At 65.1% G+C, this 21,053-nt stretch carries 25 protein-coding genes; 8 read left to right on the top strand and 17 right to left on the bottom strand.

Features of this window, described 5'->3' with window-relative positions:
* Positions 1-153: 153 nt before the first annotated feature.
* From ACVMIH_RS32900 to ACVMIH_RS32880, 5 genes are all read right to left on the bottom strand, one after another.
* A complete protein-coding gene (locus ACVMIH_RS32900) occupies positions 154-519 on the bottom strand; it encodes a YciI family protein (protein WP_057016224.1) in 366 nt (121 codons plus the stop codon).
* Between the two features lie 87 nt (positions 520-606).
* Positions 607-1,032 (bottom strand): YciI family protein, encoded by a 426-nt coding sequence (locus tag ACVMIH_RS32895; protein ID WP_092087574.1) that lies wholly within the window; start codon positions 1,030-1,032, stop codon positions 607-609.
* 155 nt (positions 1,033-1,187) lie between these two features.
* Entirely contained in the window at positions 1,188-1,604 is a 417-nt protein-coding gene (locus tag ACVMIH_RS32890) for a YciI family protein (RefSeq protein WP_253624962.1), read from the bottom strand.
* A gap of 134 nt (positions 1,605-1,738) precedes the next feature.
* Positions 1,739-2,110, bottom strand: coding sequence for a nuclear transport factor 2 family protein (locus ACVMIH_RS32885; RefSeq protein ID WP_057016222.1), 372 nt, complete (start codon positions 2,108-2,110; stop codon positions 1,739-1,741).
* Between the two features lie 145 nt (positions 2,111-2,255).
* Positions 2,256-2,921 (bottom strand): glutathione S-transferase family protein, encoded by a 666-nt coding sequence (locus ACVMIH_RS32880; RefSeq protein ID WP_456864666.1) that lies wholly within the window; start codon positions 2,919-2,921, stop codon positions 2,256-2,258.
* Positions 2,922-3,433: 512 nt separating this feature from the next.
* On the opposite strand from ACVMIH_RS32880, the gene ACVMIH_RS32875 reads away from it, so the two are divergent.
* On the top strand, positions 3,434-5,104 hold the full coding sequence (locus tag ACVMIH_RS32875) for a methyl-accepting chemotaxis protein (RefSeq protein WP_456864664.1): 1,671 nt from the start codon (positions 3,434-3,436) through the stop codon (positions 5,102-5,104).
* A 291-nt stretch (positions 5,105-5,395) separates the two neighbouring features.
* Positions 5,396-6,184, top strand: coding sequence for an SDR family NAD(P)-dependent oxidoreductase (locus tag ACVMIH_RS32870; RefSeq protein WP_456864662.1), 789 nt, complete (start codon positions 5,396-5,398; stop codon positions 6,182-6,184).
* 204 nt (positions 6,185-6,388) lie between these two features.
* Here ACVMIH_RS32870 and ACVMIH_RS32865 read toward each other — a convergent pair whose 3' ends face one another.
* Both ACVMIH_RS32865 and cobS read right to left on the bottom strand, forming a co-directional pair.
* Positions 6,389-6,955, bottom strand: coding sequence for a histidine phosphatase family protein (locus ACVMIH_RS32865; RefSeq protein ID WP_253624965.1), 567 nt, complete (start codon positions 6,953-6,955; stop codon positions 6,389-6,391).
* Positions 6,956-7,025: 70 nt separating this feature from the next.
* Positions 7,026-7,778 carry an adenosylcobinamide-GDP ribazoletransferase gene (gene cobS / locus ACVMIH_RS32860; RefSeq protein WP_168857852.1) on the bottom strand — a complete coding sequence of 251 codons (753 nt, stop codon included), beginning with the start codon at positions 7,776-7,778 and terminating at the stop codon, positions 7,026-7,028.
* Between the two features lie 178 nt (positions 7,779-7,956).
* Here cobS and cobT point away from each other — a divergent pair, with 178 nt between their 5' ends.
* The 3 genes from cobT to ACVMIH_RS32845 all read left to right on the top strand — a co-directional run bounded on the left by cobT (position 7,957) and on the right by ACVMIH_RS32845 (position 9,975).
* Positions 7,957-8,970: a nicotinate-nucleotide--dimethylbenzimidazole phosphoribosyltransferase gene (gene cobT, locus ACVMIH_RS32855; RefSeq protein ID WP_092087585.1), complete on the top strand. Its 1,014-nt coding sequence runs from the start codon at positions 7,957-7,959 to the stop codon at positions 8,968-8,970.
* A 177-nt stretch (positions 8,971-9,147) separates the two neighbouring features.
* Positions 9,148-9,474 carry a hypothetical protein gene (locus tag ACVMIH_RS32850; protein WP_456783570.1) on the top strand — a complete coding sequence of 109 codons (327 nt, stop codon included), beginning with the start codon at positions 9,148-9,150 and terminating at the stop codon, positions 9,472-9,474.
* Between the two features lie 78 nt (positions 9,475-9,552).
* Positions 9,553-9,975: a S49 family peptidase domain-containing protein gene (locus ACVMIH_RS32845; RefSeq protein ID WP_057016263.1), complete on the top strand. Its 423-nt coding sequence runs from the start codon at positions 9,553-9,555 to the stop codon at positions 9,973-9,975.
* Between the two features lie 187 nt (positions 9,976-10,162).
* Here the strand turns inward: ACVMIH_RS32845 and ACVMIH_RS32840 are convergent, their stop codons facing one another.
* The 5 genes from ACVMIH_RS32840 to ACVMIH_RS32820 all read right to left on the bottom strand — a co-directional run bounded on the left by ACVMIH_RS32840 (position 10,163) and on the right by ACVMIH_RS32820 (position 13,795).
* The gene (locus ACVMIH_RS32840; protein WP_028343957.1) at positions 10,163-10,573 is read right to left on the bottom strand and encodes a VOC family protein; all 411 of its coding nucleotides are present in this window, start codon (positions 10,571-10,573) and stop codon (positions 10,163-10,165) included.
* A 118-nt stretch (positions 10,574-10,691) separates the two neighbouring features.
* A complete protein-coding gene (locus ACVMIH_RS32835; RefSeq protein WP_253624967.1) occupies positions 10,692-11,228 on the bottom strand; it encodes an SRPBCC family protein in 537 nt (178 codons plus the stop codon).
* A 33-nt stretch (positions 11,229-11,261) separates the two neighbouring features.
* Positions 11,262-11,672, bottom strand: a complete 411-nt coding sequence (locus ACVMIH_RS32830; RefSeq protein WP_076827733.1) for a DoxX family protein — start codon at positions 11,670-11,672, stop codon at positions 11,262-11,264.
* Between the two features lie 480 nt (positions 11,673-12,152).
* A complete protein-coding gene (locus ACVMIH_RS32825; protein ID WP_253624968.1) occupies positions 12,153-13,430 on the bottom strand; it encodes an RNA polymerase sigma factor in 1,278 nt (425 codons plus the stop codon).
* Positions 13,427-13,795 (bottom strand): YciI family protein, encoded by a 369-nt coding sequence (locus ACVMIH_RS32820; RefSeq protein ID WP_028332829.1) that lies wholly within the window; start codon positions 13,793-13,795, stop codon positions 13,427-13,429. The genes ACVMIH_RS32825 and ACVMIH_RS32820 overlap by 4 nt, the downstream gene beginning before the upstream one ends.
* 528 nt (positions 13,796-14,323) lie before the next feature.
* Between ACVMIH_RS32820 and ACVMIH_RS32815 the strand changes: the two genes are divergently transcribed.
* The gene (locus ACVMIH_RS32815) at positions 14,324-15,289 is read left to right on the top strand and encodes a 2-hydroxyacid dehydrogenase (protein ID WP_229192762.1); all 966 of its coding nucleotides are present in this window, start codon (positions 14,324-14,326) and stop codon (positions 15,287-15,289) included.
* Positions 15,290-15,512: 223 nt separating this feature from the next.
* On the opposite strand, the gene ACVMIH_RS32810 is transcribed toward ACVMIH_RS32815, so the two are convergent.
* Positions 15,513-16,166, bottom strand: coding sequence for a dihydrofolate reductase family protein (locus tag ACVMIH_RS32810; protein WP_456864659.1), 654 nt, complete (start codon positions 16,164-16,166; stop codon positions 15,513-15,515).
* A gap of 90 nt (positions 16,167-16,256) precedes the next feature.
* On the bottom strand, positions 16,257-16,916 hold the full coding sequence (locus ACVMIH_RS32805) for a TetR/AcrR family transcriptional regulator (protein ID WP_057016212.1): 660 nt from the start codon (positions 16,914-16,916) through the stop codon (positions 16,257-16,259).
* Between the two features lie 93 nt (positions 16,917-17,009).
* Between ACVMIH_RS32805 and ACVMIH_RS32800 the strand changes: the two genes are divergently transcribed.
* Positions 17,010-17,654, top strand: a complete 645-nt coding sequence (locus tag ACVMIH_RS32800) for a glutathione binding-like protein (RefSeq protein WP_310881509.1) — start codon at positions 17,010-17,012, stop codon at positions 17,652-17,654.
* Positions 17,655-17,803: 149 nt separating this feature from the next.
* The gene (locus tag ACVMIH_RS32795; RefSeq protein WP_456864657.1) at positions 17,804-18,967 is read left to right on the top strand and encodes an IS4 family transposase; all 1,164 of its coding nucleotides are present in this window, start codon (positions 17,804-17,806) and stop codon (positions 18,965-18,967) included.
* A 164-nt stretch (positions 18,968-19,131) separates the two neighbouring features.
* Here the strand turns inward: ACVMIH_RS32795 and ACVMIH_RS32790 are convergent, their stop codons facing one another.
* The 3 genes from ACVMIH_RS32790 to ybgC all read right to left on the bottom strand — a co-directional run bounded on the left by ACVMIH_RS32790 (position 19,132) and on the right by ybgC (position 21,004).
* Positions 19,132-19,416: a hypothetical protein gene (locus ACVMIH_RS32790; RefSeq protein WP_456864655.1), complete on the bottom strand. Its 285-nt coding sequence runs from the start codon at positions 19,414-19,416 to the stop codon at positions 19,132-19,134.
* Positions 19,417-19,815: 399 nt separating this feature from the next.
* Positions 19,816-20,283, bottom strand: coding sequence for a nuclear transport factor 2 family protein (locus ACVMIH_RS32785; protein ID WP_456783561.1), 468 nt, complete (start codon positions 20,281-20,283; stop codon positions 19,816-19,818).
* A gap of 271 nt (positions 20,284-20,554) precedes the next feature.
* Complete coding sequence (gene ybgC, locus ACVMIH_RS32780) at positions 20,555-21,004, bottom strand: tol-pal system-associated acyl-CoA thioesterase (protein WP_028332822.1); 450 nt, start codon at positions 21,002-21,004, stop codon at positions 20,555-20,557.
* Positions 21,005-21,053: the final 49 nt, after the last annotated feature.

Genomic DNA, 21,053 nt, shown 5'->3' with positions numbered 1-21,053 from the left:
CAGTACCCCGGCTCAAGCATGGATCGATCTTCTCCTTCCCCCTGAAAGGGGGTCAGCCGCAGTCGACGCTGTATGCGGGGAGAGCAGATCCCACCCGCTTTGCTCTGGCGAGCAAAGCGACCCCCTTTTCAAGGGGAGGTGAATTCTCCCGCCTTAGCGGCCCGGGATCGGTAGCACCGGCATGATCTCCACGGCCTCGCCCGGGAAGATCGAGAAATGCGGGTGGTTCTCGAACAGCTTTGCCGCCGCTTCATGCGAGGGCGCGCGCACCACGGTGAAACCGGTCATCAGATTGGCGATGTCGGTGACGCCGCCCTGCCCGACCTGCTTGGTCTTGCCGAGCGGTCCGCCCATCTCGACGATCACGTCATGATGCTTCTCGACCCAGGCGCCCCAGGCCGCCATGCCCTGCTGCTCCTTGGCACGGCGTTCGGCCTCGGGCAGCGCGTTCCAGGCTGCCATCCGCGAGCCGGTTTTACCGCCGCCGAGATAGACGGCGAGGAAGGTGTTGGTGCTCATGTTGCGTCTCCGTTGTGGTCGTTGTTGGTGGACGATGGTTCGGTGATACGGTGACGCTTTGAAGCGGCATCGTTTCTCGTTGAATGTTCAGCGCAGCGCCTTGCCCCAGCCGCCCTGCGGATGCTCGAAGGTGGCGGCCGCCTGCTGCACCTCTTCGGAGAAATCGGCCATCTCCTGCACCTGGCGGATCTCGATCATCTCGTTGGCGGTGGCCGGGCACTTGCTGGCCCATTCGATGGCCTCGGCGCGCGAGGCGACCTCGATCATCCAGAAGCCGCCGATCACTTCCTTGGCCTCGGTGAACGGGCCGTCGATCACGACCGGCACGCCGGTGTCGAACTTGACGCGCGCGCCGGCGGCCGGCGGATGCAGGCCTTCCAGCGTGATCAGCACGCCGGCGTCCTTCAGCGCCTGATTGTACCGCATCATCGCGGCGACCCGTTCGGGGTCGAGCTCGAGCTTGGCCGGCGCGGACTCGTAGCCGAGCGGGATCATCAGCATCATGAAACGCATTGGTCGGATTTCCTTGCCTGTTGAGTAACTCGCAATCTTCACCCTCGTCATGCCGGGAAGCCCCACGCGGCGCCGGCCCGGAATCCACGACTTGCGACGATGATCATGTATTCCGGGCGCATCGCCGGCGCGATATCGCGGAATGACGTCGGGTGTCATTTCTTGCCCACCTGCGCGCGCAGGCGCTCTCCCCGCTCGCGCAGCTCGGGCGTCAGCGCCTCGCCGAAATCCTCCGCGGCAAACACCTGGCGGATTTCGATCTCGGAGCCGCCGTCGAACGGCGCGCGCTTCATCCAGTCGATCGCTTCATCGAGCGACTTGGTCTCGATCAGCCAGAAGCCGGCGACCAGATCGCTGCTCAGGCCGAACGGGCCGCGCGACACCGTGCTCTGCCCGCCGGCATATTTGACGCGGGCACCCCTGCTGGTCGGATGCAGCCCCTCGCCGGCCTGCATCACGCCGGCCTTGACCATCTCCTCGTTGAACTTGCCCATCGCCGCGAGCAGCTCGGTGCTCGGCATCACGCCGGCCTCGGTGTCCCTGTTCGCCTTCACGATCACCATGAACTTCATCGTCCTGCTCCGTTGTCTTGTTCAGCTGCTTTGCCGGTATCTCCGGTGCTCGTCTCAAGGACGACGCGGGGCTTGCCACGCCGACAGGCCAAGCAAAATTATTTGGGAGGTCATTGCATCGCTCGCCACAGCCCTCAGCGGTCTTGCCTGACAAGTTCGCCGTCCTGGTGCGACGGGCCGAAATAGACGTCGATGCGCGACACCTTGTCGCCGTCGAACACGAAGAACTCGGTGTTGCGAAAGCTCTTGCCGTCGCGGGCGACGCAGCGATAGGTGACGAAGGCCTCGACGCCGTCGACCATGATGCGCTCGATCTCGTGGCGGCCGATCCAGCCGGAGTCGCGCCAGCACTCGGCGAAATAGGTCGGCTTGTCGATGTTCTCGCCATAGGGCGTCGAGAAGCGGAAATCCTCCGCGAACGCCGCCTCGACGCTCGCGCGGTCATTGGCGAGGTAGGCGGCGAAGAGGGAGCGGATGATCTCCGCCCTGTTGCCAGCTGCAGCCATGTCGTCTCCCACACGTATTCGCCCGGGGCCCCGGAGCGACCAGCGCTCCGGAAACCCGGGCCTCAGCGAGATGACGAACGGGGCGGCGCGAAAGCGACATCCCGCCACGATTTATTTTTGGAACCGGGTCGGAGGCCGGCTTGCGTCAGGTTTCCCGCGGGAACATGCCGAAATAGGGCTCGGCCTCCCTCAGCACGCGCGCGAAGGACGGCCGCGCCATCAGCCGCTCGAGATAGGCGGCCAGATGCCGATGGCCATCTCCGAACGGCTCGACCTTGTTGCCGTAGAACATCGTCGGCGCGGCCGCGCAATCGGCCAACGAGAAATGCTCGCCCATCATCCAGCCGCCACGCGCGCGTCGCGGATCGAGCTGCTGATCCAGGATCGCATAGGAGGTGCGGAGTTGCGCCCGCGCCTCGGCGACGCCATGCGGATCCTTGCTGTCCGCAGGCCGCAGCCGGTCGCCGACGACCTTCTGCATCGGCAGGTGGACATAGAGATCGAGGAAGCGATCGCGCAGCCGGATTTGCAGCGCGAGGTCCGGGTCCTCGGGGATCAGCCTGACGGCACCGGGATAATGCCGGTCGAGATATTCGATGACGATGCTCGATTCCGGCACCGTCTCATCCCGCGTCTCGTCGCGGAGCACCGGAAATCGGCCGATCGGCGACAGCGCGAGCAGCGCCGCGCGCTCGGCGGGATCGCCGAGATTGACCATGTTCGGCGTGAATGGCGTGCCGTTCTCATAGAGCGCAATCAGCGCCTTCCAGCAGAACGAGGACAGCGGATGGTAATGCAGGGTAAGCGACATCGGAACTCCATCATGGAATGAGTGACCGGAGGACGAGCCCGGGACCGCCCTTCCGACATCTCGTGCCGTGATATTTTTATGGCGATTCTTATTGCGGTCGGCGGGCGTGGACCAAGCATCGAACGCGACGCACATTCATCGAGGACGCGAATCACGTCGCGGCATCGATCGGTGAAAAGTGGCCGGCGATATCAGGCTTCGTAATAGGTCCATCAGCATCGCTGAACTAGACGCGTTTCAATCACCCCGCATCAGACGAAAGTCATCATCGATTTTCGTCCGTATGATTACGGTGAACATCGCGTGCTGCCTGTGGATGATAACGTGCACTCTGAAAAAAACCTTTGCGAATTGAGGCGGATGCATGCGCGGAACTTGGCGTTATGCAGTTCGTGCCAAGCGCGCGCGAGCAACAGGCTTTACCGATGCTAAACGGCTCGCTGCAACCTTTCCGTGAGTTGCCGCGATCCGCTTTTCCCCATCCCTTTTATTTGGACCTTCACGGAGCCCTGATGTTCAGTTTCAGCAACAAGGCCAAGATCGAGAATGCGCTGGCGCAGACTGCCGCGATCGGCAAATCGCAGGCGGTGATCGAGTTCAAGCTCGACGGTACCATCGTCGACGCCAACGAGAACTTCCTCAATGCGATGGGCTATACGCTCGACGAGATCAAGGGCAAGCACCACAGCATGTTCGTTGATCCGGCCACGCGCGGCAGCCAGGACTATCGCGCGTTCTGGGCCGACCTGAACCGCGGCGTATTCCAGGCCGCGCAGTACAGGCGCATCGCCAAGGGCGGCCGCGAGATCTGGATCCAGGCCTCCTACAACCCGATCCTGGACAAGGGTGGCAAGCCGGTCGGCGTGATCAAGTTCGCCACCGACATCACCGCGCAGAAGATCCACAGCATGGAGGATGCCGGCAAGATCGCCGCGATCGGCCGGGCGCAGGCGGTGATCGAGTTCGACATGGACGGCACCATCGTCAATGCCAACGAGAACTTCCTCGGCGCTATGGGCTATTCGCTCGCCGAGATCCGGGGCAAGCACCACAGCATGTTCGTGCCGCCCGCCGATCGCGACAGCGTGGCCTATCGCGATTTCTGGGCGCGGCTGAACCGGGGCGCGTTCGAGGCCGGCGAATTCAAGCGGCTCGGCAAGGGCGGCAAGGAAATCTGGATCCTCGCCACCTACAACCCGATCCTCGACGACCGCGGCAAGCCGTTCAAGGTCGTCAAGTTCGCCACCGACGTCACGCAGCAGAAGGTGAAAACTGCCGACAATGACGGCCAGATCGATGCGATCGGCAAGTCGCAGGCCGTGATCGAGTTCAACATGGACGGCACGATCCGCACCGCGAATCCGAACTTCCTCGCCGCGATGGGCTATTCGCTTGCCGAGATCCAGGGCAAGCATCACAGCATGTTTGTCGAGCCCACTGAGGCGAGCGCGGCCGGCTACCGCGAGTTCTGGGGGGCGCTGAACCGCGGCGAATTTCAGGCCGCCGAATACAAGCGTATCGCCAAGGGCGGCCGCGAGATCTGGATCCAAGCCTCCTACAACCCGATCCTCGATCTCAACGGCAAGCCCTACAAGGTGGTGAAGTACGCCACCGACATCACCGCGCAGGCGATCGGCCGCAAGAAGGCCGACAGCGCGCGCGGCCTGATCGAGGCGGTCGCCGCCGGCAGCGAGGAGATGAGCGCCTCGATCCGCGAGATCTCGGAAACCATGACCAAGTCGAAGCAGAACGCCGCGGTCGCCACCGGCCGGGTCGAGGCTGCCGACGGACAGGCGCAGAAGCTCAACGCCGCAGCGCAGGCGATGAGCGGCATCGTCGAGATGATCTCGAGCATCACCGGGCAGATCAACCTGCTGGCGCTCAACGCCACGATCGAGTCGGCGCGCGCCGGCGAAGCCGGCCGCGGCTTCGCGGTGGTTGCCTCCGAGGTGAAGAGCCTCGCCAATCAGGCCAAGCAGGCGACCGACACGATCTCCTCGGAAATCGACGCGCTGAACTCGATCGCCGCCGAAGTCGTGAGCTCGCTGTCCGAGATCAAGGCGGCGATCGCCGGCGTCAACGAATACATCACCTCCACCGCCGCCGCGGTCGAGGAGCAGAGCATCGTGACGCAGGACATGTCCACCAACATGCAGCGCGCCTCTGCCGAACTCGCAGCGTAAGCCACGGTGCGATCCTCGAAGGATGGGCGGCCCGGGCTGGGGGCCGTGCATCCTTCGAGACGCGCCGCTTTGCGGGCTCTTCAGGATTGCGGCGAGAGGGTCGGCGTGCCGTAGGAAGCCGATACTCCACACTCCCCGGCTGGTGGGCCGTGCACCCTTCGAGGCTCGCTACGCTCGCGCCTCAGGGTGACGGAGAGACAGAGAGCAGGCCGCGTGTCGCCGTCGGGTTGACACGTCGGAGTAAAGGTCGCAGACGGTCGGGACTTCCTGCCCGGACCGATGGACCATCCGATGAATTCCGCTTCCCCCAAAGTCGCACTCGTGACCGGCGCCGCGCGTGGCATCGGGCTTGCCGCGGCGAAACGCTTTCTCGCCGACGGCTGGCGCGTCGCGCTGCTCGACATCGAGGGTGAATTGCTGCGCGCGGCGGTCACGGCGCTGAAGCAGCCCGACGACACGCTGGCGCTGACCTGCGACGTATCGGACGCCGCTGGCGTGGCAGCCGCGATCTCTGCGATCACGGACCGGTTCGGCCGGCTCGACGCGCTGGTCAACAATGCCGGCATTGCCGTGTTCACGCCGGTGCTGGAGACCTCGGACGCCGACTGGAGCCGGATCATGGCGGTCAACCTCACCGGCCCGTTCCTGTGCACCAAGGCGGCCGCGCCGTTAATGCGGGAGCATGGCGGCGGTGCAATCGTCAACATCACCTCGATCTCGGCGGTGCGCGCCTCGACGCTGCGCTCGGCTTACGGCACCAGCAAGGCCGGCCTCGCGCATCTCACCAAGCAGCTCGCGGTCGAACTCGCCTCGCTCGGCATCCGCGTCAACGGCGTCGCGCCCGGGCCGGTCGAGACCGCGATGGCCAAGGCCGTCCACACGCCGGAGATCCGCGCCGACTATCATGACGCCATCCCGCTCAACCGCTATGGGCTGGAGGAGGAGCTGGCGGAAGCGATCTTCTTCCTGTGCTCGGATCGCGCCAGCTACATCACCGGACAGATCCTCGCCGTCGACGGCGGCTTCGACGCCGCCGGCATCGGCCTGCCGACCCTGCGCGGCGCGCGGCGGAATGGGTAACGGTTGATCGAACGAACTAATGTCACACCGCGACGGGACTGCACTCCCTCGCCCCGTTCTTACGGGGAGAGGGTTGGGGTGAGGGGCCCTCTCCGCGCGCGCAGTACCAGTTAGTCTCGCGGAGACTCCCCCTCGCCCGGAACGCATCTGTCGATGCGTTCCGACCCCGCACGCGGGGCGAGGTAAAGAAGAGTCACTGCGCTATCAGCGCTCGTTCACCGCGACCACGCGCCATGCATTCGGCAGCCGGTCGATCCGCGTCAATGACAGCGGATCGATGACGAAGCGCAGCGCGAGCTCCGGGGCAAGCTCGAGCGCGATCGCAAGGATCGCGCGAATGGTGCCGGAATGCACGACCAGTACGACGTCGCCGGACGGCAGACGCGCGAGCCCTGCCCGCGCCCGCGCGATCTGATCGGCAAAGCTTTCGCCGCGCGGCGGCCGGTTGCTGCCCGGCGATTGCCAGAACGCGCGATAGGCCGCGCCGAGCTCGGCTTCGATCTCGCTGTGACGCCGGCCGGTCCAATCGCCAAAATCCTGCTCGCGAAAGGCGTCGTCCTCCGTTGCCGTGAGACCGAGCTTTGCTGCGGTCTCACGGGTGCGCCGCGCCGGACTGCAGACCGCGCGAGCGTGGGCCGGCAGCCTCGCCTGCAACGACGCGAATGCCGCGGCATCGCCGAGGTCGGCGGGCGCATCCGGCGCGTGGATCACGCCGCGCGGACCGTCCACCGGTGCATGACGGATCAGCCAGAAACGCGTTTCGCGATCCATGCTCTGCTTACGCTTTCATTTTGACGCGTTTTCTTCACGCGAACCGGTCTCCACTTCGCTCGAAAACGCTCTAACCTAACCGCGCCGCGAGCAGTACCAGGATCGCGGTTTCCGCGACCTGCTCCGCACCGCCAAGCACATCGCCGGTCTGGCCGCCGATCTGCCGCTTTGCCACGAGCGCCATGACCAGCGCGCACACAGCGGCGGCGATCGCCGCCAGCAGCGCGCTGCTGAACGGCAAGGCGAGGATTGCGATCAGCAGCGCGATGCCGGCCGCGACCACGGCAATGGTCCCATCAGGCCTTCCGGCATTGGCGGCGAGCCCGTCCTTGCGCGCGTAAGGCTGGCTGATCGCAATCCATGGCAGCACGCCGCGGCCCAGCGCGTGCGCCGCGATCAGGCTCTGCACCACGAGACCATTCGGAATTGCCGCGAGAGCCGCGAGCTTGGCGGCAAAGCTCACCACCAGCGCCAGCGCACCGTAAGTGCCAAGCCGGCTGTCACGCATGATCTCGAGCTTGGTCGCGACATCGCGGCCGCCGCCGAACCCGTCGGCGACATCGGCGAGCCCGTCCTCATGCAGCGCGCCGGTGAGCAGCGCACCGCCGCCGAGCGCGAGCGCCGCCGCGGCGAGATCCGGCACACCGATCGCCCGCAGCAGCAGGCAAAACAGGCCGATCGCCGCCCCGATGGCGGCCCCGACCAGGGGAAACAGCCGCTGCGCCCGCGCAAAGCTCTCCGTCCGCGCGCCGTCCGGATGCGGCATCGGCAGGCGGGTCAGGAAGGCGGTCGCGGTCCGGAGATCGTCGAGCCATTGATTCATGGTGAAGGCCTGGAAATTGGGCTAAAGCGCGACGAGATCGGGCTCGATCTGATCGCGCTTTAGCTTCTTGTTAGGGCATGATCTCCGCGCAAATGCTACGCATTTGTCGCGAGGGAAAACCGCTTCACACGTTTCCGGATCATGCATTAGCTTGCGGCCCGCTCGACGAGGGAATCGCATGCAGTTCAGTACTCTAGACGACATCCGCGGCTTTTGTCGCGACCTGCCGCAGGGCGACGAGGCCAGTGCCGCGGCCGCCACGCAGCGCCAGCAGAACCTGACCAAGCCGCCGGGAAGCCTCGGCCGCCTGGAGGAGGTTGCGATCTGGCTGGCGCGCTGGCAGCGGCGTGAGATGCCCCGGCTCGACCACGTCACGATCGCCGTGTTCGCCGGCAATCACGGCATCGCCGAGCGCGGCGTTTCAGCCTATCCCTCCGAGGTCACCGCGCAGATGGTGGCGAACTTCGCCGCCGGCGGCGCTGCGATCAACCAGATCGCCAGGCTTGCCGGCGCCGAGCTGCGCGTCGAGCCGCTCGAGCTGGCGCGCCCGACCCGCGATTTCACGACCGGACCGGCGATGGACGCCGCCGATTTCCTCGTCGCGCTCGATACCGGCTGGCGCACGGTGCCCGAGCAATGCGATCTGCTCGTGGTCGGCGAGATGGGCATCGCCAACACCACGGTCGCCGCGACGCTGTGCGCCGCCTTGATGGGCGGGCGCGGAGTGCGCTGGGCCGGCCGCGGCACCGGCGTCGACGATGCCGGGCTGATACGCAAGCGCACCACGATCGATGCGGCGCTCAAGCTGCATCGCGGCGCGATCGACGATCCGCTCGCCACCGCAATGTCGCTCGGCGGACGCGAGCTGGCGGCGATCGCGGGCGCCGTGCTGGCGGCGCGCGCACGCTGCATTCCGGTGCTGCTCGACGGCTTCGTGGCGACAGCGGCGGTGCTGCCGCTGGCGCGGCTTCAACCCGACAGCCTCGCGCATTGCCGCGCCGGACATGTGTCGGCCGAGCTCGGCCACCGCGAATTGCTGCGCGAGCTCGAGCTCGCCCCCTTGCTCGACCTTAACATGCGGCTCGGCGAAGGCTCCGGCGCGGGGGTTGCGATCCTGCTGTTGCGCGCGGCGCTCGCCTGTCATGGCGGCATGGCTACCTTTGCGGAGGCCGGCGTCTCCGGCGCGGACTGAGGCTCCCGGGAGAGCCGGAGGGTTCCCTCAAAAAAGCCGGTGCATAGCGTCGGCGCGCGTCGACAATCTTCGCGTGTGCAGCATGGCCTCTGCGCGCTGGCGGCCTAACCTTCGCGGCGGTGGGACGCCGGCTGGCGTCTCACCCGTGCTGAACCAGATACCGGGAGAAATCACCTCGTGTCGGGCGTTCTCATCAATCTGATCATTCAGGTCATCAGCGGAGCCGTCGGCGGCAATGTCGCGGCGGGAGCGGCCAAGAACATCGATCTCGGCACGCTCGGTAACGCCATCGCAGGCGCCATCGGTGGCGGCGCGGGCGGACAGCTTCTGGGCATGCTGATCCCGCTGCTCGCCAATTCCGGCGCGACGCCTGACATCGGCAGCATCATCGGCCAGGTCGCCGGCGGCGGCGTTGCCGGCGCCGTGCTCACTACGATCGTGGGGGTCGCTCAAGAACCGCGCGGCCTGAGCCACGTGCTGTCGCAACCGGGACATCGGTCTTGACGATGCCCCATTCCGGCGCGAGCCTTCCGGCTTCAGATGCGGCGGCACCTCGATCGCATCGTGGCAGGGATTGCGCGCATGAAAATACTTGTCGCGGCGGCAGCTCTCTGCGCAACGGTTAGCTGCGCGCAAGCCGATGTTCGTATCCTCGCCAGCCCCGGCGGGCAGGTCGGCCCGTTCATCGAGCTGTTCGACAAGGTGCGCGAGTCGGGCGAGCGCGTCGTGATCGACGGGCCCTGCCTGTCCGCCTGCACCCTGGTACTCTCGATGGTGCCGGGCGACCGCATCTGCGTGACGCGGCGCGCCGTGCTCGGCTTCCACGCCGCGCGCTCGATCGACCAGCGCGGCCGCACCTATGCAGAGCCGGAAGCGTCCGTGGCGGTGCTGCAAGCCTATCCGGCACCGGTGCGCGGCTGGATCGCCCGCCGCGGCGGCCTGACCTCGCGCCTGCTATTGCTGCGCGGCCGCGAGCTCGCGGCGATCTATCCGCGGTGCAGGTAGCGGCAAATTACACGGTCATTGCGAGGAGCGAAGCGACGAAGCAATCCATGTCCCCGCTTGCGGAGCGATGAATTGCTTCGCGGAGCCTGTCATCAGGCGCGCTTACGCGCGACCCGTGGGCTCGCAATGACGTGGATAGCCGGCACGCACAATCTCCGTGAGCGCGAGCGAACAGAACCTGCGCGGCCTACATCCCCTGCGGGCAGTTCACCATCCAGGGGATGCCGAACTGATCGACGCACATGCCGAAGCCGTTGGAGAAGAAGGTCTTGCCGAACGGCATCGTCACCGTGCCGCCCTCGGACAGCGCCTTGAAGCGGCGTTCGGCTTCCGCGGGATCCTCGACCTGCAACGCGACGTGGAAGCCCTGCGGCTTCTGGAAGTGGCCGGGCGGGGCGTCGGAGGCCATGATGATCTCGCCGTCGATCGTGAGGCGGGCGTGCATGATCTTGTCTTTCCAGCCGGGCGGCGTCTGCATCTCCGCACTGCCCTCGCCGTAGGGGAAGGTGTCCTCGATCCGGGCGCCGAGAACCTTCTCGTAGAATTTCAGCGCGGCGCCGCAATTGCCGTCGTAGGAGAGATAGGGGTTGACCTGCATCGCATGCTCCCTTGGGTCATTCGAGCCTCGCCCCGGTGGTACCGGAACGAGGGCTCCGGATTGTCATCTTGACGCGTTTTCCCGACACGAACCGGTAACCACCTCGTTCGAAAACGCGCTACTTCTCAGTCAGTTTCTTCAGATTGGCGAGACCGGCCTCGAAATCCCTGCCGATCATGCGATCCAGGTTCATGAACACCTGCATCACCTTCGACATGAAGACGGCCGGACCATACATGGTCCATGTGACGCTGGTCGCATTTCCCTGCGGCAGCATTGTGAACTCGGCGGTGTTGTGGCCTTCGAACGGCTTGATGAAGTCGAGCTTGATGACGATCTTCGACGGCGCGGAGGATTGCAGGATCTCCATGCGGCCGGCGCCGACATTCTTGTTGCCGTCCCAGGCATAGGCCGCACCCTGCCCGCGCCCGGCGCCGCCATAGATCCGCTTCATGGCCGGATCCCGGTTCTCGTAGGGCGACCACAGCGTCCACTGATGGAAATCGTCGATCAATGGAAATATCCGCTCGGCCGGCGCGTTGATGCTGATCGCACGCGTGACGCGGAGCGTGCCCGGCTTGGTCGCCGCGAGGATGAGGATGACGGCGATCGCGACGCCGAGGACAATCGCGATGATGGCAATGGTCTCCAACATGACAGTCTCCACAAGGATGGATTGAACAATACCTCACCGGCGAAATGGAAGCATTGCGCGCAGATTGCCGTCGCGCAGATAGAGCCCGCCCCACAGCATCAGGCCGAGATAGAGCCCGAACAGCGTGTGGGTGAAAAGCGGGCTGCCGATCCGCACATGCGATGCGATCGCGCCGCCGAGATAGCCGGTGAGCAGGATGGCGCCGAGGATCGAGGTCGGCGGCACCGAGTAGAGCAGCGTGCAGACGATGGTGATGATGCCGAGGCTGCGCGCCAGCGCATCGCTCGCGCCGAAGCCCATCCTGTCCATGGTCTCGGTGACGACCGACAACGGCACCAGCTTGATCGCGCCGTCGAACAGCAGGAACAAGACGACCATGCCGCTCATGACACGGCCGGTGATGCGGGCGGGCTTTGAGACTTCGGTGTCGACGGTCGTCGGCATGACAGGCTCCGTAACGCTTGGTGATGCTCTCTGCCTTCATGACGAACGGCGGAGTACGCGGCCGACAAGGCGGGCGAAGATTTAGAGTCGATTGAGAGCTGCGACAAGCTCCCTCTCCCCAACCAAGACGTGGATACCCGGCACAAGGCCGGGCATGACGAGTTTGTGGAGCTATCGAGCCCATATGCGATTGCCCTGCACTCGCGGGGGAGGCGCGTTGCCAAAATATCGAAAACAACCCCATGCAAAGTAGCCGGCGGTGGCCGGCGGCCGACCGGGCTGCTTGACACGTCGGGCAACTCAGGGATATTTTTCCAATATTCCGAAATCACGCAGACTCGCGCTCGCCCCCGGGGGCATATGGCCTTCGCGCGCTTCTGTACGCGACGTTTCCACGTCGTCATGACCGCCAGCCATATGCGATAGCCCTGCGCTTGCGGGGGAGGTGCAGCGAGTATGCCGGTGCGCTGTTGCTGACCGCTACTTCGCCTTCGCGTTGTGCGGCTGGCTGTCGCGCATCAGGCGGTCGATATGCATGCGGATGTGGGCGGCTTCGGCTGTGGTGTTGGCGAGCGCGATGGCGCGGTCGAAGGCGATGCGGGCGTCCTCGTTGCGGCCGAGCTGCATCAGGAAGGCGCCGCGGACGCCGAAATAGTGGAAGTAGTTGGCAAGCCGCGGCGCCAAGGGCTCGATCATCTCGAGCGCGGCTTCCGGCCCCTTTACCTTGGAGACCGCAACGGCGCGGTTGAGCGTGATCACCGGCGACGGCTGCATGACCTCGAGCGCGCCGTACAGCAGATCGATCTGGGTCCAGTCGGTATCCTCGGGCTTTTCCGCACGGGCGTGCAGCGCTGCGATCGCCGCCTGCACCTGATACGGCCCGCTGCGGCGGTGGCGCATCGCCTTGTCGATCAGCGCGAGGCCCTCGGCAATCTGCTTCTGATTCCACAGGCTGCGGTCCTGGTCGTCGAGCAGGATCACCTGGCCATCGGCATCGAAGCGCGCCTCGGCGCGGGCATGCTGCAGCAACAACAACGCCGTCAGCCCCATGATCTCCGGCTCGCTCTGGAACAGCCGCAGCAGCAGGCGGGCGAGACGAATCGCCTCCTCGCACAGTGGCGCGCGGATTTCGGCGGTGTCGCCGCTCGCCGAATAGCCCTCGTTGAAGATCAGATAGATCATCGCCGCGACCGAGGCGAGCCGCTCGCTGCGCTCGACCGCGCCAGGCGTCTCGAACGGCACGTCGGCATCGGCGACGCGCGCCTTGGCCCGCGTAATGCGCTGCTCCATCGCGGCTTCCGAGACCAGGAAGGCGCGCGCGATCTGCTTCACCGTAAGACCTGAGACGATGCGCAGCGCGAGCGCGATCTGCTGCGTCGCCGGCAGATCCTTGTGACAGCAGATGAACAGCAGCCGCAAGATGTCGTCGCGGTAATGCGAGCCGTCGAGCCGCTCGGCGATCTCGTCCTCGGCGTCGTCGAGGTCGGAGATCGCCTGGTCGTCGTCGGGCAGCGGCTGCTGCTTCTTGTTGCGGCGGACCTCGTCGATCGCGACGTTGCGGCCGACCATGATCAGCCACGCCGCGGGATCGCGCGGCGGGCCGTTCTGCGGCCAGCTCTTGAGCGCCCGCAGGCAGGCGTTCTGGAACGCCTCCTCGGCGGTGTCGAGATTGCGGAAGTAGCGCAGCAGGGCGCCGACCGCCTGGGGACGCGCGGACGTCAACGCAGCATCGATCCAGGCGGTGTCGGTCACGCTCACGCCTTGGTACCTCCCTGATTGAAGTAGCCGACCGGGCGGATCTCATAGGTGCCGCCGGGATTGGCCTCGCCGAGGTCGCGCGCGATGTCGAGCACCTCGTCGAGGTTCTTGCCCTCGACCAGATAGAAGCCGAGCAGCTGTTCCTTGGTTTCGGCGAACGGGCCGTCCAGCACCAGCGGCGGGTTTTCCTTGCGCAGCGTGGTGGCGGCGGTGGTCGGCAACAGCCGCGCCACCGGGCCGAGCTTGCCCTGCTTGGCGAGCTTGTCCTGCACGACGGACAGTTTCTGCATGACGGAGGCGTCGTGTTCCTTGCTCCAGGAGCCGACCATGTCTTCGTCATGATAGCAGAGGATGGCGTACAGCATCGAAAAGGCATCTCCGTTCATTGCAAGAACGAACGATTATGCCCGCTGCCGACAGGGGGCGCGAAAGAAATTTAGGTTCCGGATGCCAACGGTGGATCTTGATCGCGGCTCCATGGCGCGCTTCGACGGACGGGACGTTTGTCGCGGCGGCGATGAACGTGCGGTTGCCGATAGACGCCGTAGCGGGCGGCGATCCAGCGCGCCTTGGCTTCATCGCTCTCGCGATGGCGGACGTGGCTCCTCGTCATCGGACGGGACGCCTGCTGCCGCGGAGACGCCACGGGTTGCGCCTGAGCCTGCGATCGGGCCGACCGGGCCTCGCCCTGCGTTGGAGCAACGGTCGGTTGAGCCTCAGCCGGCGTGTCAGCGTTTACGAGCACGGGCGTGGGCCGTGGCGCCGGCGGCGCGGATGAAAGCCGACGCCCGGATCAGTTTGCGCATGGAAGTTCTCCCCTGTTGATGGCAGGACATATGAGCGGGCCGGACCCGCTCTGTGACATGCATCACATAGACGTTGGAGGTATCGGGATGGGTAAGGGCGCGCTCGCGCTGCTGATCAATGGCGGCTCGGAAAACTGGTCGTCGGGGCGCTGGAAGGCGCGGTTCGACGCGGTCTGCCCGGACCGCCGCGTGGTGCTGCTGCCGGACGGCGCGCTCGATCCCGCCGAGGTGCATTACGCCGCGGTGTGGAAGCCGAAGCCGGGCGAGCTCGCGGCATTCAAGAACCTGCGCGTCATCTTCAACCTCGGCGCCGGGGTCGACGCGCTGATGGCTGATCGCTCGCTGCCCGACGTGCCGCTGGTGCGGGTCGCGGTCTCCGATCTCACCGACCGCATGACCGAATATGTCGTGATGCACGTGCTGATGCATCACCGCCAGGAGCTCTATTTGCGCGAGTCGCAGCGGGCGAAGCGCTGGGCGCCGGACTATCAGTGGGCGGCGAGCGCGATCACCGTCGGCGTCATGGGGCTCGGCACGCTCGGCGCTGCCGCAGCGCAGGCGCTCCGCGCGCTCGGCTTCCGCGTCGTCGGCTGGAGCCGCAGCGAGAAGCGGATCGACGGCATCGCCTGCTATCACGGCGCGGACGGGCTCGACGCATTCCTGCGCGAGACCAACATCCTGGTCTGCCTGCTGCCGCTGACGCCGGACACAAGGCACGTGCTCAACCGCGACGCGTTCGCGAAGCTGAACCGCAACAGCCCGCTCGGCGCGCCCGTCATCATCAATGCCGGCCGCGGCGGCCTGCAGAACGAGGCCGACATCCTGCGCGCGCTCGATGAAGGCACGCTGGGCGCCGCCTCGCTCGACGTCTTCGAGACCGAGCCGCTGCCCGAGGCGAGCCCGTTCTGGAGCCATCCGAAGGTGGTGCTGACGCCGCACAACGCCGCCGACACCGACGCCGACGAGATCTCGAAATATGTCGCGCAGCAGATCGCGCGCTTCGAGGCCGGCGGCGCGCTGGAGAACCTCGTCGATCGCAAGCGGGGATATTAGCACCGGCGCGTAGCCCGGATGCAGCGAAGCGAAATCCGGGGTTCTTTGCACCGGACAAACCGCTCCCGGATTGCGCTACGCTCCATCCGGGCTACGAAACCGGCGATGCGGAATCGCGCTTGAACGTCATTGCGGGGAGCTCGCGACAAAATTGCAAAGCAATTTTGCGCTGAAGCGACGAAGCAATGCTTCGCTTCGCTCGACGGACAAGATGCACGGCTGACTAAGACGCCTTGCGCGCGAAGGTGACGTGGGTCGCGTGCGGGCTCGCGACATGCGAGACGACGGCGTAGTCGAGGGCGGGCAGATCGATGCCCGCGAACAAACTCTCGCCGGCGCCGAGCACGACCGGCGGCAGCACCAGTTGCAGCTCGTCGAGCAGACGCGCCTGCAGGAATTGCCGCACCACCGAGACGCCGCCGCCGACGCGGATATCCTTGTCACCGGCAACCGCGCGCGCCCGCTTGAGCGCCGCGAGCATGCCGTCGGTCACGAAATGGAACGTGGTGCCGCCTTCCATCTCGATGTCGGGCCGCGCGTGATGGGTCAGCACGAACACCGGCGTGTGGTACGGCGGATTGTCGCCCCACCAGCCTTTCCAGGCATAATCCGGCCATGGTCCGCGGATCGGGCCGAACATGTTGCGGCCCAGGATCCAGGCGCCGATCCCCTCCATCGACTTGCGCGCGATCTCATCGTCGAGACCGGTGGTGCCGCCATCCTGGCCGGTCATCGCGCGAAAGGTTCGCGTCTCGAAGAACCAGGCGGCGGGCAGCGTCAGGCCGCCGACGCCGAACGGATGTTCGAGGCTCTGATTCAGCGCCGCGCCGAATCCGTCGATCGATACCGAGAATGCTGAAGTCCTGACTTTTCCCATGATGTTCCGCTTCCGTGAGTGGGGGGACCTTACGGAAGACGGGCGGGAAAGCCAGCGCCCGACATTTGCCCGGCGAGAAAATTTGCGCGGCTATTTCGCGCCGCACAGCACGTCGATGGCGCCCTTCACGATCGCCTCGAGCTCCTTGCGCGGCACGCGGGCGCGGGCGCGGATCGCGATGGTGTGGATGGTGGCGGACGCCAGATGCGCCAGCGACGCCGGATCGGTCTCCTCGGGCAGTTCCCCGCGTTCCCTGGCATGGCGGAAGCAGATGCCGAACGCCTTGTCGAGCTCGGTCAGGCCCTCGACCACCATGGTGCGGATGTCCGGATCCGACACCGCCTCGGACGCCGCCGTCATCACGGTGAAGCAACCGCGCGGGCCGGACTCGCCGGACAGATAGATGTCGAGCGCGATGCGATAGATGCGCTCGAGCCGCTCGCGCAGCGGCGCGTCGGCGCGGAAGATATCGACCATCGCGGCGCGCGCGTCGTCGCGATAGCGCTGGTAGCTCTTGATATAGAGCTCGCGCTTGTCGCCGAACGCGCCATAGAGGCTCGGCCGGTTCATGCCGGTCGCAGCGCTCAGATCATCGAGCGAGGTCGCGGCGAAGCCGTCGCGCCGGAACAGATCGAGCGCCTTGCCGAGCGCGACATCGGGCTCATACGCGCGCGGCCGCCCGCGGCGCTTCGGCGTGACCGGCCCCGCGATTTTGGCAGCAGTTGGCGGCCTCTTACTTTTTTGTACCATTTCGCATCTAATTCCTTGACGCCGCCAATATTATCCAAGACAGTACAAAAATCAACAACGGCCGGACACCCGCGCCAGACACTGGAGGCACCCATGGACCTTTATTTCTCGCCCCTCGCCTGCTCGATGGCGACCCGCGTCGCGCTCTATGAAGCGGGCCAGCCGGCCAACTATCTCGAGGTCGACCCGAAGACCAAGGCGGTGCGGAACGACGGCTCCGACTTCAACAAGGTCAACCCGCTCGGCCTGGTGCCGACGCTACGCACCGACGACGGCATCGTGCTGACCGAAAACGCCGCGATCCTGCAATATGTCGCCGACCAGTTTCCGCGCGCCGGCATCGGCACCGCGTCGAACGCCGAGCGTTCAAAGCTGCATCAATGGCTGTGCTTCATCGGCACCGAGCTGCACAAGGGCCTGTTCCTGCCGCTGCTCGACAAGAAGGCGCCGCCGGAAGCCAAGACCTATGCGCTGGAGAAGTACGTCTCGCGGCTCGACTATCTCGAGGACCACCTGAAGGGCCGCGACTACCTGCTCGATCATTTCAGCGTCGCCGACGCCTATCTCGTCACCGTGATCAACTGGACCATGGCAACGCCGCCGATCGAGCTCGCGAAATGGCCGGCGCTGAAGGCCTATTACGAGCGCCTGCGCGCCCGTCCCTCGGTCGCGAAGGCGATCGCGGAGGAGTTCGAACTCTACAAGGCCGAGATCGCGCGGCATAAGGCGGCGGCGTAAGGCTTCTTACGACGGAGGCACAGTCTTCTCTCCCTCTCCCCGTTCTTACGCAGGGGTGTCCGGGGAATGATTCACTGTGTCGCGGTGCATGCTCGGCAGGACCGAGGCAAATCGGTCTTTTCTGGTTGTCGAGACACAGAGGGCCGAGCATGCGATATCGCGGTAGCATTTTTGGAAGGCTGCTTGAACCGATCAATCGACGGCAGTTTCAGACGGTTGTGGATCGTCTGGACGGGGATGCCTACGACAAGTCGTTCAGGAGCTGGGATCATCTGGTGGCGCTGATCTATGCCCAGCTTAGCGGCCACAGCAGTCTGCGCGGGGTGGTGACTGGCTTCAACGCCAATTCGCAGCATCACTATCACTTGGGAACCGGCAAGCTGTCGCGCTCGACGTTGTCCGATGCCAATGCCCGCCGTCCGATCGGCATTTTCGCGCAAACCTTTGCGGCGCTGTCGGCGATGGCGCGTCGCCAGCTGCGGAGTGAAGGCATGGAGATGGTGCGTCTGATCGACGCCAGTCCGATCCCGCTCGGCAAGGTCTGCAGTTGGGCGACGTGGAACGGCCGCATCCGCGGCATGAAGCTGCATGTCGTCTACGACCCAAGGAGCGATGTCCCGACCTGCGTCGAGATGACGGCCGCGAACGTCAATGACATCGAGATCGGCCGACAGACCCCAATCCAGCCCGCCACCACCTATGTGTTTGACAAGGGCTATTGCCGTTTCGACTGGTGGCAGAAGATCAATGATAGCAAGGCTTTGTTCGTTACCCGGGCGAAGACGAGCATCCGTCTTCGCTCGCTCAGGCATCGCGCCATCCGCAAGCGTAACGGGGATGGCTTCGAAATCCTTGCCGATGACGAGGTGAAGCTCACCAGCAAGGGCGATTCGCGCCTTCCAATCCCGCTCCGCCGCATCAAGATCAGACGCGAGAAAGGCGGCAAGATCACACTCCTGACCAACGACCTTGCCCGTAGCGCCGTCGAGATCGCCGCCCTCTACAAGAGCCGATGGCAAATCGAGCTGCTGTTCCGCTGGATCAAGCAGCATCTCGATATTCGCAAGTTCCTCGGCGCCAACGACAACGCGATCCGCCTTCAGGTGCTCGCTGCGATGATTGCCTACCTGCTGCTGCGCATCGCCGCTCACACCAACTGCATCAAAATGCTCCCGCTCAGGTTCGCCGAACTCGTCGGCCAGCTCCTGCTCACGCGTCGATCCCTCGCTGCCATCGACAAACCTCCGCCCATCAACCCCAGCCGTCGGAAATCAACCATCTCACCTGACCAGATGGAGCTCCGCTATGCCTGAATTTCCCCGGACACCCCTGCGTTCTTACGGGGAGAGGGTTGGGGTGAGGGGCCGCTTCCGCGAGTTGCGAATGCGGTGAGACCTGTACCCCCTCACCCGGATCGCATCTTGCGATGCGATCCGACCTCTCCCCGCAAGCGGGGCGAGGTGAAGGGGTGCCGCCGTCAGCATCCTCGGCAAATCGAAAGCTTGCGCTTATCGAGCTCCCCGGCTGCAGGCTTCCCCTTCCCGCCGGGAGGGGACGGCATCTCTAGAAACACCGGCATGAAGTATTTCCATTCATCGTAGTATTCGGCCGGCAAGGAATATGGCTGGCATAGCGTGATCGCTTGCAGCGCGCTCTTGCGATAGGCTTGGGAGTAGTCTGACACGGCCGGACTGTTCTGCGACGACACCGACGGTTGCTCCGCCAGCGAGCCCTCGCGCGTCAGCCTGATCTCGACAACCAACTTTACGTTCGCTGCCTCGTCCCCAACGGGGGCAGGTTTACGCCAACACTTGGTGACCTGAGAGCGAAACAGCGGCCCCATTTTGCGGAATGGTCTGCGCTGCTCTGCGCAGCCGCGGGCTGGGCAAGGATGAGAGCAGTCGCGAGCAAGAGGCCTGCCAGCACTACGGCTGTAGAACGTTCAATTGGCATGTAATGGATCCGGCGGACGCGGTGAGGTTGCAATCGCCGACCAGCATAAATCAGCCCTCTTCGAGACGCGCAAACGTTTTCGATGAGTCCCCACAACGACCCGTAGCCCCGGATGGAGCGCAGCGCGATCCGGGATCGACCGCACAACAGGAGAGATCGTCCCGGATTTCGCTTCGCTCCATCCGGCTACAAGGCTACGGAGAGCCGATCAGAACGGCTCCTGCCCCAGGCCCGGCACGTCGGCCGGACGCGGGCCCGGGGCGGGCCAGTGGAAGCGGCGGTCCTTCTCCGAGATCGCGATGTCGTTGATCGAGGCCTCGCGGCGGCGCATCAGGCCGTGCTCGTCGAACTCCCACTGCTCGTTGCCGTAGGAGCGAAACCAGTTGCCGCCGGCATCGTGCCATTCGTACTGGAAGCGCACCGCGATGCGGTTGCCGTCGAATGCCCAGAGATCCTTGATCAGGCGATACTCCTGCTCCTTTTCCCATTTGCGGGTCAGGAAGGCCACGATCGCCTCGCGGCCCTGAAACACCTCGGAGCGGTTACGCCAGCGGCTGTCCTCGGTATAGGCGCCGGCAACCCGAACGGGGTCGCGCGAATTCCAGGCGTCCTCCGCCATGCGCGCCTTCTGCACGGCGGTCTCGCGGATGAAGGGTGGCAGCGGCGGGCGTGACATTGGCGATCCCTCGTTGTTGAAGCATGATCCGGAAAAGTGTGAAGCGGTTTTCCGAAAAGATCATGCTCGAAATGTAAGACAAACGCGATCAATCTGATCGCGCTTTGTCAGCCGCAAATCTATCGCCGCGCCGCGCAGAGTCGATGGGTCGGTTCTTATCGCCCGATAGCTGGAGCCTATTCCGTTCCGATCGCATCGGAACGGGGCTCCAGCTTCTTGTTTTGACGCGTTTTCTTCACGCGAACCGGTGCCCACTTCGCTCGAAAACGCTCTAAGCCAGATCGGCCTTCATCAGCGCGCGAATAGCCTTCGGAATCGGCTGCGCGCGGCCGCCGCTGATGAAGGCGACGCGGACCTCGGCCTTCACAAGCACGTCATCGCCGCGCCGGACTTCCTGAGCGAGCATGATGGAGGCGCCCTTCACAGCGATCGGCCAGGTCACGACGTCGAGCACGTCATCCATCCGCGCCGGCTTGAGGAAGTCGAGCGTCATCGAGCGCACGACAAAGGCGAAGCCGCCGGTCTCCTCCTGCGCTTCATCGAACAGCGCCTGCTGCTCGGCGCCCATCAGGCGGAGATGATTGGTGCGGCCGCGCTCCATGAAGCGCAGGTAATTGGCGTGATAGACGATGCCGGAAAAATCGGTGTCTTCGTAATAGACGCGGACCTGCATATGGTGGCGGCCATCGCGGATCTGGCCGTCGAGAATGGGTGAGGTCATTTGCAGCCCCCGATTGCGCAAGACTTTGGTTCGTATTGCGCAAAATCGC

This window comes from Bradyrhizobium sp. USDA 4503, assembly GCF_054055815.1.
The sequence above is the reverse complement of the archived record's forward strand: the minus strand, read 5'-3'. Positions and strand labels throughout refer to the sequence as shown.